Annotated in this window: 14 protein-coding genes; 11 read left to right on the top strand and 3 right to left on the bottom strand. The window is 63.5% G+C overall.

All coding sequences use genetic code 11. The features are described from left to right. Positions 1 to 111: 111 nt before the first annotated feature. The 11 genes from VGE08_RS12335 (at position 112) to VGE08_RS12285 (ending at position 9,684) form a co-directional block, all read left to right on the top strand. The gene (locus VGE08_RS12335) at positions 112 to 735 is read left to right on the top strand and encodes a hemerythrin domain-containing protein (protein WP_331068192.1); all 624 of its coding nucleotides are present in this window, start codon (positions 112 to 114) and stop codon (positions 733 to 735) included. Between the two features lie 175 nt (positions 736 to 910). Beyond that, complete coding sequence (locus VGE08_RS12330) at positions 911 to 1,267, top strand: DUF2934 domain-containing protein (protein ID WP_331068191.1); 357 nt, start codon at positions 911 to 913, stop codon at positions 1,265 to 1,267. A gap of 102 nt (positions 1,268 to 1,369) precedes the next feature. Next, complete coding sequence (locus VGE08_RS12325) at positions 1,370 to 1,870, top strand: GNAT family N-acetyltransferase (RefSeq protein ID WP_331068190.1); 501 nt, start codon at positions 1,370 to 1,372, stop codon at positions 1,868 to 1,870. Positions 1,871 to 2,054: 184 nt separating this feature from the next. Beyond that, positions 2,055 to 3,623, top strand: coding sequence for a putative bifunctional diguanylate cyclase/phosphodiesterase (locus VGE08_RS12320; protein ID WP_331068189.1), 1,569 nt, complete (start codon positions 2,055 to 2,057; stop codon positions 3,621 to 3,623). 198 nt (positions 3,624 to 3,821) lie between these two features. Beyond that, positions 3,822 to 4,700, top strand: coding sequence for an STAS domain-containing protein (locus VGE08_RS12315; protein WP_331068188.1), 879 nt, complete (start codon positions 3,822 to 3,824; stop codon positions 4,698 to 4,700). 4 nt (positions 4,701 to 4,704) lie between these two features. Next, positions 4,705 to 5,088, top strand: coding sequence for an STAS domain-containing protein (locus tag VGE08_RS12310; RefSeq protein WP_331068187.1), 384 nt, complete (start codon positions 4,705 to 4,707; stop codon positions 5,086 to 5,088). Further along, complete coding sequence (locus VGE08_RS12305) at positions 5,078 to 5,482, top strand: anti-sigma regulatory factor (protein ID WP_331068186.1); 405 nt, start codon at positions 5,078 to 5,080, stop codon at positions 5,480 to 5,482. The genes VGE08_RS12310 and VGE08_RS12305 overlap by 11 nt, the downstream gene beginning before the upstream one ends. Next, a complete protein-coding gene (locus VGE08_RS12300) occupies positions 5,483 to 6,478 on the top strand; it encodes an anti-sigma regulatory factor (RefSeq protein ID WP_331068185.1) in 996 nt (331 codons plus the stop codon). It abuts the gene before it with no gap. Next, positions 6,475 to 8,265, top strand: a complete 1,791-nt coding sequence (locus VGE08_RS12295; RefSeq protein WP_331068184.1) for an ATP-binding protein — start codon at positions 6,475 to 6,477, stop codon at positions 8,263 to 8,265. The genes VGE08_RS12300 and VGE08_RS12295 overlap by 4 nt, the downstream gene beginning before the upstream one ends. Beyond that, a complete protein-coding gene (locus VGE08_RS12290; RefSeq protein WP_331068183.1) occupies positions 8,252 to 9,325 on the top strand; it encodes a histidine kinase dimerization/phosphoacceptor domain -containing protein in 1,074 nt (357 codons plus the stop codon). The genes VGE08_RS12295 and VGE08_RS12290 overlap by 14 nt, the downstream gene beginning before the upstream one ends. Next, positions 9,307 to 9,684 (top strand): response regulator, encoded by a 378-nt coding sequence (locus VGE08_RS12285; protein ID WP_331068182.1) that lies wholly within the window; start codon positions 9,307 to 9,309, stop codon positions 9,682 to 9,684. Before VGE08_RS12290 ends, VGE08_RS12285 begins: the two co-directional genes overlap by 19 nt. Here the strand turns inward: VGE08_RS12285 and hutG are convergent. The 3 genes from hutG to VGE08_RS12270 all read right to left on the bottom strand — a co-directional run bounded on the left by hutG (position 9,681) and on the right by VGE08_RS12270 (position 12,649). Beyond that, the gene (gene hutG, locus VGE08_RS12280; protein WP_331068181.1) at positions 9,681 to 10,472 is read right to left on the bottom strand and encodes an N-formylglutamate deformylase; all 792 of its coding nucleotides are present in this window, start codon (positions 10,470 to 10,472) and stop codon (positions 9,681 to 9,683) included. The two genes, VGE08_RS12285 and hutG, sit on opposite strands and share 4 nt — an antisense overlap. Beyond that, entirely contained in the window at positions 10,469 to 11,866 is a 1,398-nt protein-coding gene (locus VGE08_RS12275; protein WP_331068180.1) for a formimidoylglutamate deiminase, read from the bottom strand. The genes hutG and VGE08_RS12275 overlap by 4 nt, the downstream gene beginning before the upstream one ends. 93 nt (positions 11,867 to 11,959) lie before the next feature. Then, positions 11,960 to 12,649, bottom strand: coding sequence for an outer membrane beta-barrel protein (locus VGE08_RS12270; RefSeq protein ID WP_331068179.1), 690 nt, complete (start codon positions 12,647 to 12,649; stop codon positions 11,960 to 11,962). Positions 12,650 to 13,116: the final 467 nt, after the last annotated feature.

The raw sequence follows: 13,116 nt of genomic DNA, 5'->3' as shown, positions 1-13,116 counted from the left end.
CGCTAACCGCCAACCGCCAACCGCTGGTAGCGCAGGAACTTCAATTGCAGGCGGCTCATTGCTCCGGTGAGCCAGCCACTACTGCTAAACACGATTTCGAGGAGCAAGCCCATGGCACGAGCCAACCCAACACGTTCGATGGATGCGCCGCGGGATGCGATTGCGTTGCTGAAGCAGGACCATCGCACCGTGGAAGCGTTGTTCGATGAGTTCGAGGACGCGGACGAGAGCGAGCAAGCCGCCCTCGCCACGCGCATCTGCCAGATGCTCACCGTGCACGCGCAGATCGAGGAAGAGCTGCTGTATCCGCAAGCCAGGGAGGCGTTCGGCGAGGAAGAGGACGAAATGGTGTACGAGGCCGAGATCGAGCACGCCTCCGCCAAGGAGCTGATTGCCAAGATCGAGGCCAGCACGCCCGAGGACCCGGAGTTCAAGCCGCTGGTCACGGTGCTGAGCGAGTACGTCAAGCATCACGTCAAGGAAGAGGAGAAGGAGCTGTTCCCGGCCCTCAAGGACACCGAGGTGGACCTGAAGGAAATGGGCACCCAGCTTGCGCACCGGAAAATGGAATTGATGGAGCAGATGGGCATCGAGGCAGAGGAAGCTCCAGCACCGCAACGCAAGCGCGCTGCGAGCTCGCGCTCGACACGCGCGTCAGCAGCCAAGCAACGCCAGGCTCGCGCCGGCAGCCGGAGCAAAACGGCTCGCGCTTCGAACAGCCGCGCACGTCACTGACGTAATGACGTCGTCACAGCTCTGGCAGTAAGACGGCGGTGATCTTCGGGTCACCGCCGTATTCACTGAGGTCGGCATATTTCCGACCACAGCTTCAGCGTGTAGATCTTGGAACCTTTCACGCCGAAATCGATTTGGCTGTGGCACTGAACATAACCGTCCATCGGAGATCATCATGGCGAGCCGCAGCTCAGGTACGATCCCCCGTTCCAAGAAAGCATCGACGCGCACGTTGCCGGTGGCGACCAGCGTAACCAATACCAATGAGGAGCAGACGCGCGCCAATGCCAATGCCGAAACCGCCGCGAATCGCGCCGCCGTTGGCGTCGGCGAAGGCACTCACGACGTGAAAATCACCGAGAGCAGGCTCGAAGAGCGGGAGATCCCGTCGTTCTCGGACAGCCGCGAAGCACGAATTGCCGAAGCGGCTTACTGGCGCGCCGAGCGCCGCGGCTTCGCTCCGGGACACGAGCTCGATGATTGGCTACATGCCGAGCGCGAAGTGGATGCTCAGAAGAACCAGGACCGATAGCTTCGATCACTCGGTTCGATCAACCGACCCGAAGCACTTCGACCGTGCCAGCCCCTATAATCTCCCTACTCAAGGCACCAGGGGATGGACCAGGGAATGGACATGGCACATTCGACTTCACCAGCGTCGAGCTCGGAACTTGCCGATCGGTCAGCGACCGCCCTCGCTCGCACGCGCCCGCTGCAAGCGAGCGACCGGCAGCGTTGGGACGAGCTATGGTCGCAGTACCTGGCCTTCTACCAACAAGACCTGCCTGCCTCGACCACCGAGCTCACCTGGCGCCGGCTGATGGAGGGACGCGAGCTGTGGGGCTTTGCCGGACTGGACGACGCCGGCAGCATGGTCGGATTCGTTCATTACCACTTTCACCTCTCCACCTGGTCGGCGAGCGGCTATTGCTACCTGGAGGATCTGTTCGTCGATCCGCAAGGTCGCGGCCGGAAGGTGGGCCGTGCGCTGATCGAGGCCGTGTATCGAGCGGCCGATGAACGCGGCGTGACGCGCATCTACTGGCACACCGAGAACACCAACGCACGCGCGCAGATTCTCTATAACCAGGTGGGCTACCTCACGCCCTTCCTGCAATTCCGCCGGCGACCCTGAGCGCGGACAGCGGTTGCTGCAATGACCGCACCGGCGCTGACACGCCAACTGTTAAGTCGGCAACCGGTCACCCGTCGAGGTTTTCGCAGGCGGTGCCCCTTGCCGTCGGAAACTGTGCGCCACATCGCTATGGCAGCCGACGCGGTTTAGCGACACTCGCGCCTTCAACTAAGCGCGCCGTTCAATGCTCTACCTGCTTGCCTGTGTCATCGCCGTCCTGTGCGCGGTTTCGGCCTGGATCGTCCATCTGAAGATGCGTGTGCGCGAGATGGCGACACGCGTCATCGAAGCCGAATCGCGGCATCAACAATTCATCGAACAGGTGGAACACGGCGGCATGGTCCGCCGCAAGATCGAAGCGCAGCTGCTGGAGAAACAACAGCGGCTCGACCGCCTGGCGCATCATGATCAGTTGACCGGTCTGCCGAACCGACTGTTTCTTGCCGCGCACCTGCCCGCCGCTATCGAAGAGGCACGCCGCAGGAAGGCGGCGCTGGCGGTGCTGTTCATCGATCTCGATCGTTTCAAGCACGTCAACGACACTCATGGTCACGAGGTCGGCGACAAACTGCTGCAGGCCGTATCACAACGCATCAAGGACGCGGTGCGCAGTGAGGACATCGTAGTGCGCATGGGCGGCGACGAATTCGTGGTCGTGCTCAACATCGTCAAGAACACCAATCAAGTCAACGAAACGGCATCTCGCATCACCTCCTCGCTCAACGCGCCGCTGGAGATCGATGGCAAGCCGCTGGTGACCACCGCCAGCGTCGGCGTCAGCATGTTTCCGCGCGACGGTGAAGACGTTGGCGCGCTGCTGCGCCACTCCGACACGGCGATGTATCAAGCCAAGGATCGCGGCCGGAACAACTTCCAGGTGTTCAGCCCGGTGATGGACCGGCAGCTGAAGGAACGCGTCGCCATCGAGGCAAGCTTGCGCGCGGCACTGGAGTCGCAGAGCCAGCTCGACGTGCACTATCAACCGCTGGTCGACATCGAAACCCGGCGCGTGGTCACCCTCGAGGCACTGGTACGTTGGAAGCATCCGACCGATGGCTACGTCGCGCCGCTGCGATTCATTCCGGTCGCCGAAGAAACCGGCCTGATCGCCGGCCTCGGCGACTTCGTGATCAATCGCGTCATCGCCGACATGGTGCGGTGGCGCAAGGCCGGCAACACGGTGCTGGTGCCGGTGGCGATCAACGTCTCGCCCGGCCAGCTGGCCCGCTGCGACCTGCGCCAGCGCATCGCCGAGCTCACCCAGGCCCATGCCTTCAGCCCGGCCATGTTGCAGATCGAACTGACCGAAGGCGCGATGTTCGAGCAGGTCGAGCCCCGGCACGGATCGAGCAGCAATGACACGGGCGTGGACGCCATCAATGATCTGCGCGCGCTCGGAGTACGCGTGGTCATCGACGACTTCGGCACCGGCTATTCCTCGCTGAGCTATCTGAAGCGCTGGCGGGTCGACTACTTGAAGATCGACCGCAGTTTCATCCGCGACCTGGTCACCGACTCCAACGACCACGCCATCGTCGGCGCCATCATCGCCATGGCCCAGCATTTGAAAATCAAGGTCATCGCCGAAGGCGTGGAAGGCTGGTCGCAGCTGGAGATGCTCCGCAAGCTCGGCTGCCGCTACGCGCAGGGCTACCTGTTCTCCGAAGCGGTCCCGGCGGAGCGCTGCCGGGACTTCTTGAACGGCCGCCCGCTCGGCCTGACCGACGACACGGACATACTCAAGCTCGCCTGAGCCCACCTCGAGTCCGCCCAGCCGGCACCGCTGGAATTTTTTCAAAGAAGCGGGAACCCCTCGTCCTGGCCGCGCGTATCGCTGCGGTCGGGCGTCACTCGCGGGTGAGACGCCCTGCGCCTGCCCATAAGGCTCCCCCAGCGAGCCATCCTCAGACCTATTAACGATCGCACCCGCGCGGATACTCAGGAGTTGCGGATGAACCGACTGACAAGTCGGCTGCCGGCCATTGTCGAGCAGCACCAACAAGAAATTCTCGGCGAATGGATCAAACTGCAGTTGGAATCGGGCGCCTGGCGCGGCGGCCGTCTGCAGGAATCGCAGCTCCGGGACGAGTCGCAGCGGTTTCTGGCGCTGGTGAGCAGCACCATCCGCAATGGCGTGCAGTTCGACACGCGCAACGCCCAGTGGACCGAGGTTCGTGAATTCCTTTCCGACCTGTCCCGCAGCCGCGCCACGCAAGGCTTCTCGCCCTCGCAAGTCGCGAGCTTTGTTTTCTCGCTGAAGCAGCCCCTCTTCTCCAGCCTGCGCACCGCTCTGATCGGCGAGCCCGAGGTGCTGGTCGACAGCCTGTGGGAGGTCTCGCAGCTGCTGGATGCACTCGGCTTGTATACCACCGAGGTATATCAGCAGGCGCGCGAGGCCGTGATCTCGCGCCAGCAGGAGGAACTGATCGAGCTGTCGACGCCGGTGGTCGAGCTGTGGCCCGGCATCCTGGCCCTGCCGCTGATCGGCACGCTGGACAGCGAACGCACCCAGGTCGTGATGGAAACGCTGCTGCAACGGCTGGTGGCCACCGGCTCCAGCATCGCGGTCATCGACATCACCGGCGTGCCGACGGTGGATACATTGGTCGCTCAGCATCTGCTCAAAACGGTATCGGCGGCGCAGCTCATGGGCGCCGATTGCATCATCAGCGGCATCCGTCCGCAGATCGCGCAGACCATCGTGCACCTGGGCATCGACCTGTCCGCCGTCGCTACCAAGGCCAGCCTGTCGGATGCTTTCGCGCTGGCCTTGAAGCGCCGTGGACTGACCGTGACCTCCGGCGCCAACGCTGGCACTGCCAGAGGGTAAAGCCGTGGATCGCGTTCCGATTCTGCGGCTCGGCGACTGCCTGCTGGTCACCGTCCAGGTCGACATGCACGACGAGCTGGCGATGACCCTGCAGGACGATCTCACCAGCAAGATCGTCGCGACCAAGGCGCGCGGCGTGCTGATCGATATATCCGCCCTGGAAATGGTCGACTCTTTCATCGGCCGTATGCTCGGCAATATCGCGGCGATGTCGCGCATCCTGGATGCGCAGACCGTGGTGGTGGGCATGCAGCCCGCGGTTGCCATCACGCTGGTCGAGCTCGGACTTTCCTTGCCGGGCATACGCACCGCCTTGAATGTCGATGCCGGCCTGGCCCTGCTGCGCAACGTTCTCGACCGGAGCGATGAAAGCGGCCATGTCGATTGAACCAACCACGTTACCCGTGCGTTCCGGCGAAGACGTGGTGAAGGTTCGGCAAGCAGTGCGCTCGCTCGCGATGGATCTGGGTTTCAGCCTGGTGGACCAGACCAAGATCATCACCGCGGCGAGCGAACTGGCGCGCAATACATTGACCTATGGCGGCGGTGGGGAGGTCCGGATCGAGCGCCTCCACGAAGGGCCGAAGCGCGCCGGCGTGCGCCTCACCTTCGAAGATCGCGGCCCCGGCATTGCCAACATCGAGCTGGCACTGACCGACGGTTTCAGCACCGGCTCGGGGCTGGGCCTGGGACTCAATGGCGCACGGAAGCTGTCGCATGAATTCGATATCTGGTCGCAGCCCGGCGTCGGCACGCGCGTGACCATCACTCGTTGGAAGTAGATGCAACAATTCTCGATCGGCGAACCGACCGAAGTCGCCCCCGCCAGGCGAGCAGTCAGCGTATTGGCCGGTCAGCTGGGTTTCGATGCAGAGGATGCCGGGCGGGCGGCGCTGGTCGCCACCGAAATCGGCACCAATCTGGTCAAGCACGGCGGCGGCGGCGAGCTGATCGCGCAACGGATCACGAGCGGCGGGCGCACGGGCCTGGAACTGCTCGGACTGGACAAGGGCGCAGGCATGGCCGACATCGCCAAGAGCCTGCGCGATGGTTACTCCACCAGCGGCAGTCCCGGCACCGGGCTGGGCGCCATGGAACGCATGTCACAGCTGTTCGAAATCTATTCGCGCCCGGATCAGGGCACCGCAGTGCTGGCCCAGCTGTGGCCAGGCGCACGCGTGCCAACGCCGGAGCGCACGCAGATCGGAGCGCTGGTAGTGCCGAAACCAGGCGAAACCGCCAGTGGCGACGCCTGGTGCTATCACGAGCGCATCGAAGGAGCGCTGCTGGCCGGCATCGACGGCCTGGGTCACGGGTTCGCCGCCCAGCAAGCGGCCACCGAGGCGTGCCGCGTGTTCAACGCCGAGAATCATCGGCCGCTGCTGCGGCTCCTGCAACTGCTGCACGAAGCACTGCGCCCCACGCGAGGTGGCGCAGTCACGTTGCTGGAAGTGGATTGGGATGCTGCCCGCATGGGCACCGTGGCCGTGGGCAACGTGAGCGCCGCCTTTATCAACAGCAGCGGCATGAAGCGCATCGCCGCCGACAACGGCATCGTGGGACATGTCATCGGCAAGCCTCGCGAGTTTCAACATCCGTGCCCGCCCGATACGGTCGTGGTGTTGCATTCGGATGGGCTCACCGCCAACTGGCATCCCGACCGCTATCCCGGCTTGATGCAGCATCACCCATCGTTGATCGCGGGCGTGCTGTATCGCGACTGCAAGCGCGGTCGCGACGATTCCATGATTGTGGTCATGCGTCGAACACCCTCATGAACCGCTCTTTGTTACGTCTGGAGCTTGCGCAGGATCGCGACATCGTCGCGGCGCGCCAGCGCGCCCGTCAGGTCAGCGCATTGCTCGGTTTCGATTCACAGGATCAGATTCGTATCGCCACCGCGGTCTCCGAACTGGCGCGCAATGCCATGCGTCACGCGGGCGGCGGCACGATCGAATTCACTTTGAACCAGGGTCAATCCGGTGGCCACACGCAAGCAGCCAATCCGCTGCTGCAAATCGTGATCAGCGACCAGGGCCCGGGCATTGCCAATCTCGAGGAAGCCACTGCCGAAACTCCCACGGGCGAGGTGAAGCTCGGCCTGGTCGCCGCGCGCCGGCTGATGGATACCTTCGATGTTTATTCCGGCAAAGGCCGCGGCACCACCATCACTCTCGGCAAGTACCTGCCGCGCCGCACCGAAAAGTTCACTGCCGCGCGCCTTGCGGACATCGCCACTCAACTCTCGACCAATGGCGCGACCGACGTCACCGCAGAGATTCAACAACAGAACCGCGAATTGTTGCGCAGCCTGGACGAGCTGCGCCTGCGCAAGGAAGAACTGACCCGGCTGAACGCCGAGCTGGAAGACACCAATCGCGGCGTGCTGGCGTTATATGCCGAGCTCGAAGAACGAGCCACGCATCTGCGGCTGGCCGACGAAACCAAGACCCGGTTCCTGTCGGCGGTCAGCCACGAGTTCCGCACGCCGGTGAACTCCATCCTGGCGCTGTCCAAGATCCTGCTGCACCGGCTCGACGGCGATCTCACGCCCGAGCAGGAGAAGCAGGTCAGCTACATCCGCCAGGCGGCGGAGCAGCTCTCGATCATGGTCGATGACCTGCTCGATCTGCGCAAAGTCGAAGCGGGCAAGCTGCAGGTCCACGCCGAGAAATTCACCGTGACCGACTTGTTCGGCGCGCTGCGCGGCATGTTCAAGCCGCTCAGCATCAAGGACACGGTGACGCTGACCTTCGAGGAGATCGGCACGCTGCCCGAGTTGAACACCGATCAGGGCAAGGTCGCGCAGATCCTGCGCAATCTGATCTCGAATGCATTGAAGTTCACCGAGGTCGGCTCGGTACGCGTCACGGCTCGCCTCGCCTCCGACACCGACATGATCGTGTTCTCCGTGGCCGATACCGGCGTCGGTATCGCGCCGGAGAATCATCGGCGCATCTTCGATGAGTTCACGCAGGTCGACAATCCGCTGCAGACGACGGTGAAAGGCACCGGCTTGGGACTGCCGCTGTCGCAACGGCTGGCCGCGTTGCTCGGCGGCAGCATCGATGTCGCCAGCGATATCGGCAAAGGCTCGGTGTTCTCGCTCGCGATTCCGCTGCGGCTGACAATGGCTGCCCAGGCCGGAGAAGCCATCGCGGCCGAGGCTCGCATCGCGCAGCGCGTGCTCATCGTGGATGACAACGAGATCGAGCGTTACGCGCTGCGCCAGTTCCTGCCGAGCAGCAGCTTCGATGTCATCGAGGCCAGCGGCGGTTACGACGGTCTGCGGCTGTCGCGACAGGCGCATCCCGATGTGATCTTTCTCGATCTGGCCATGCCCGATGTGCATGGACTGGAAGTGCTCAAGATGCTCAAGGCGATCGACGAGACGCGCGACATTCCCGTCGTCCTGTTCACGTCGCAACGCCCGGACGACATCGACGGAGACCAGGCCGCAGCGGCCAACGCATTGCTGTTGAAAAGCGAGTTGTCACGCGAATCGGTTGCAGCCGTGATCCGGCGCGTGACCGCAGCGGAAGAGAGGCATCATGTCCACGCCTGAAGTCATTCTCAATGTCGATGACAACGAGCCGGGCAGATACGCGACCACGCGCATCCTCAACCGGGCCGGTTTCCAGGTCATCGAAGCGGGCACCGGCAAGGAAGCGCTGCGCCTGGCGCGCAGTGCCTCGCCGCAATTGATCATCCTGGATATCAACTTGCCCGACATGAACGGCATCGACGTGTGCCGGCAGTTGAAGTCCGATCCGCAGACCGCGGCGACCATGGTGCTGCAGGTATCGGCTACGAATATCGGGGTGCTCGATCGCGTGCGCTCGCTGTCCGCCGGCGCGGACAGTTTTCTGATCGAGCCGGTCGAGCCCGAGGAGCTGGAAGCCGTGACACGGGCGCTGCTGCGGCTCCACAAGAGCGAAGCGGACCTGCGCCGCGCGCTCGCCGAACGCGAGCTGCTGCTGCGGGAAGTGAATCATCGCGTGAAGAACAGCTTGCAGCTGGTGCTCAGCATGCTCAGCCTGCAGAGCAACGAGTTTCGCGAGGCCGAAGCCAAGGAACTGTTCGCCAAGGCCATCGCGCGCGTCACCGCCATCGCCTCGATTCACGAGCGGCTGTATCAGGATCAGGACCCGCTCACCATCGACATGAAGACCTATCTGACCGGCCTGTGCGCCGAGCTGGAGCGCGCCGCCTTCGGCGAAGAACGTCAAGCCCGCCTGCGCACTGACATCGAATCGGTGCGCCTGGCCACGGAACACGGCGTGTCGGTGGCGCTGCTGGTCAACGAGCTGGTGATGAACGCCTTGAAACATGGCCGGCCGGTGGACCGGCCGCCGATCATCAACGTCATCCTGCGCCGGCTCGACCAGCGCCGCGCGCAACTCACCGTCGCCGACAACGGCCCCGGCCTGGGCCCTGCCCCGGCCTCGGCATCGCAAGGATCTCCTGGTGGCCCGGCCACCAAACCCAGTGGATTGGGCACGCGCCTCATCAGCATGCTGGTGCGGCAATTGAACGGACAACTGCGCATCGAGGATGCCGATGGTTATGCCGCTCACATCACCTTTGCACTGCCCGAATCCCTGACATGGGGAGCGAAGTCCTAATCGTCGAAGACCAGGTGCTCATCGCCATCCACTTGCAGGACCTGGTGGAAGAGGCGGGACACCGAGTCAGCGGCATGGCTCACGACGGCGTCGAGGCGCTGTCGGCCGCCGCGCGTCAACGGCCGGCGTTCGCGATAATGGACCTGCGCCTGGCGGATGGCGTGAGCGGCATCGACGTGGCCCGGCAGCTGTATGAACTGTACGAGGTGCGCTGCCTGTTCGTGAGTGCCAACATCAACGACGACGTGCGCCGGCAAGTGGCCGACTTGCGGCCGCTGGGATTCATCGGCAAGCCGTTTCTTCCCGCCGAAGTGATCTCTGCGGTGCGTGCCGCGGTGCTGAAGCTCGGCAAGCTTTAGCTAACGCGCGACTTCAAATAGCGCATCAACAGCGCCGAGATCAATTCAGCAGCCGACTCCGCCCGTTGCGGATTCCAGCCCGTGCCCGCGGCTTCATCCATATACACACGCCGCGACAGCTCCAGTTGCACGGCATAGACGCCTTCGCTCGGCCGGCCATACTTCAGCGTGATATAGCCGCCTTTGAAACGCCCGTTCAGTACCGCACCGAACTTTCCATCCGATGTCACCAAATCCAGCAACTGGTCTGCTACGGCGCGCGGACAGCTCGCATCGTCGCGCGTACCAAAGTTGAACTCCGGCAAGACACCGATAAATAACGATGGCACTTCACTCGCGATCGAATGCGCGTCCCAGAGCAGCGCATAGCCATGACGCTGGCGCATCGCCTTCAGCTCCGCGACCAGGCATTGGTGATATGGCTGCCAGTATTGATCGACACGCGCCTCGACCTCCGTCGCGGTGACTTCACGGCCCGGCAGATAGATAGGCTCATCGAGGAATGTCAGGGTCGGGCACACCGGCGAGGTGGGACTGCCCTCGTACAGCGAGGCCGAGTCAGGCGAACGATTGAGATCGACAACATAGCGCGAGTAGTTGGCCTTCAGGATGGAGGCGCCCAGCTCGCGCGCGAATTCATATAACTTGTCGACGTGCCAGTCGGTGTCCGCCAGCCGGCTGCCAGCCAGTGTGAAGCGCTGCGCGATCGGCTCCGGAACAAACGTACCCGCGTGCGGAATGCTGATGAGCAGCGGCAGCGAGCCCTGATGGAACTCATATACATTCATCCGCTTCGCTCCTTCTTCAGCATCTTTTGCAGGGCGCGCTTGTAGCCGGCGGACACGGCGGTTTCGGCGAAGTGGCGGCGCTCCTGCACCAGCCAGCGGCCACCGACCATCACATCGCGCACCGATTCGCTGGTGCCGGAGAAAACGAAGGTATCGATGATCGAGGTGTCGTTGCGGGCCGCGAACAACGGCGAATTCAAGTCCAGCACGACCACGTCAGCACGCTTGCCCACTGCCAGCTCACCGACCGGACGGCCCGTGACTCTGGCGCCAGCGGTACAAGCTCTCTGCCACAGCAATGTTCCACCCGACTGCCCTGCCGAAGTGAGCACACTCCGCTGGCGGCGCGCCAGCCGCGCCTGATACTCCAGCCAGCGCAGCTCTTCGATCGGCGACAACGAGATGTGACTGTCGGAGCCGATGGCGAATACGCCCCCGGCCGCCAACAGCGCTTCCATCGGAAAAATGCCGTCACCCAGATTGGCTTCGGTGGTGGGACACAAGCCAACGACCGCTCCGCTCGCAGCGATACCTTGTAGTTCCGCGTTGGTTGCATGCGTGGCGTGAACCAGGCACCAATGCCTGTCGACCGGCGCGTTCTCCAGCAGCCACTCGATCGGCCGCTTGCCGAAGTGCTGCTGACAGGCTTGCACTTCGCGCTCCTGCTCGGCGATGTGAATGTGAGTTGGCTGGCCGAGCTGGCGCGACTGGAGCACCATTTGCAGAGACTCCGGCGGCACGGCGCGCAGGCTGTGCAAAGCGATGCCTATCTCCAACTGCGCCGAACGCTGCGAAGACTGGCGCAGCGCGCCGAGCAGATCCAGATACTCGCGCGTCTGCATCGAGAACTGCCGCTGGCGCTCGGTCGGCGGTGCGCCGCCAAAATCGGCTGTTTGATACAGCGTCGGCAGCAGCGTCAGGCCGATGCCGGCGGTATTGGCCGCATCGATCAGAGCCTGGCTCATGGCCAATCGCACCTCGTGAGCATGCTGCTCGCTCGATGCCTCCACATGGCTGTGCAAGTAATGGAATTCGCACACCGACGTGTAGCCCGCCTTGAGCATGTCCGCATACAACTGGGCCGCGATCGCGTTGAGACATTCCGGCGTGATGCGGCTGGCGACGTCGTACATGGCCTCGCGCCATGTCCAGAAACTATCGTCATTGCCGCCGCGCTGTTCGGTCAGCCCGGCCATGGCGCGCTGGAACGCGTGACTGTGTACGTTGGGCATGCCCGGAATGGCGGCACCATTGACGGTCCGTGCCGTGGTGACCGTGTCGTCCCTCGAGACATCGACGATGTCGCCGGCGGGGTCCACTGAAATCACCACGTTGCGGTGCCAGCCATCTGGCAGCCACGCACAGGCGAATCGATAACGGGATTGCATGGACATGCGCCGAAGTATAAGACGCGAGCAGCCGAAATGTTCGGCCTCGCCTGCCGGCACGCGCGCTGGAATGCGCCGCGATGCCGGCGCGCCAGGGCTTCAGAACACGACGCTGATGCCCAGCGAGATCATGTCCGAGTCGGCCTCGCCCGTGGTCTTGTCGCCAGCGTCGAAGATGCGCTGGAACTCCAGGCGCAGGTCGTAGATTTCCAGGAAGTTGAAGCTGGTGCCGATGCCGGCGAGCATGTCGACGTCGTTCTCCGAGAACTCGAGGCGCCTTGGCCTCTGCTCCACGTCGTCGTAGAACACGCGAAAATCATTGCTGGAAAACAGCGCGCCCACCCGGCCATAGACTTCCCAACGATAGCTCAGCGGCCAGATGCCGAGTGCCGCGACGGTCATGCCGGAAGTCTCGGTGTCGACGTTGAGCCTGGCGTCGCTGGGCACGCCCGTGATGTTGCCGCTGGCGTTGGCTCGATAGGCAACGTTGCCCAGCTCCAGATACCCGCCCTCGACGGCGAAGTGCGTATTGAAACGATAGCCAGCGAAGAAGCCGAAGCCCGCGTCGCTGTCATCGAGCGTGCTGGTCATCGAATCGACCGTGAGCTGTACGGCGGGGAATACGGTCGTCGTCGCGTAGGTATCGAACTCCGCGATGTCGATCTGCTTCTCGCTCTGTCCGTACATGCCGCCGACATAGAAGCCAGGCTGGGCGGCCTGCGCGGCAGGCAAAACCCCGGCCAGCGCGATCGCCGCCGTGGCGGCGGCAAAGATCCTGGTAAGTTTCATTGCCGAGCGATCACTCATACTGAGAAATTGGCAGCCACTGTACCGAAAATATCGGAACGCCGCTGCAGCCGCCGCAAGTGGCGGGGGCGTATTTCAGCATATCGCAGCCGTCCGGCATTCAGATGCGGCACTCGGCTGCGACGCGAACCGACAGCTATTCAGCACCGGTTCACGCCCGCTCCGGTCAGGCATGAATCGGGGCGACCGCGGCCCATTTACGCAGGCCGATATATTCCAGCATCCCCGATGCCGGCCACGAACGCGGCCTGGCCGCCAACGAACAGATAGCCAACAGATTCGGCTGCACCCAGCCGGTTCTGGAAACCGGGCGTGCGCGGCCGAGCCGGAAGAATATCCCGCGCCCGAGACGCCGGCCCGCAGTGCGGTCGCCGAGAGCAGCAACGCCTTCGTCGTGCCCTTGCGGCTGGCCACACCGAGCGGCGTGCTCAGCTTCATCAGCACCAATA

Origin of the sequence: Steroidobacter sp., assembly GCF_036406195.1 — a bacterium.
GTDB lineage: Bacteria > Pseudomonadota > Gammaproteobacteria > Steroidobacterales > Steroidobacteraceae > Steroidobacter.
Note: the sequence above shows the minus strand (reverse complement) of the source record. Positions and strands in the feature narration are given on the sequence as shown.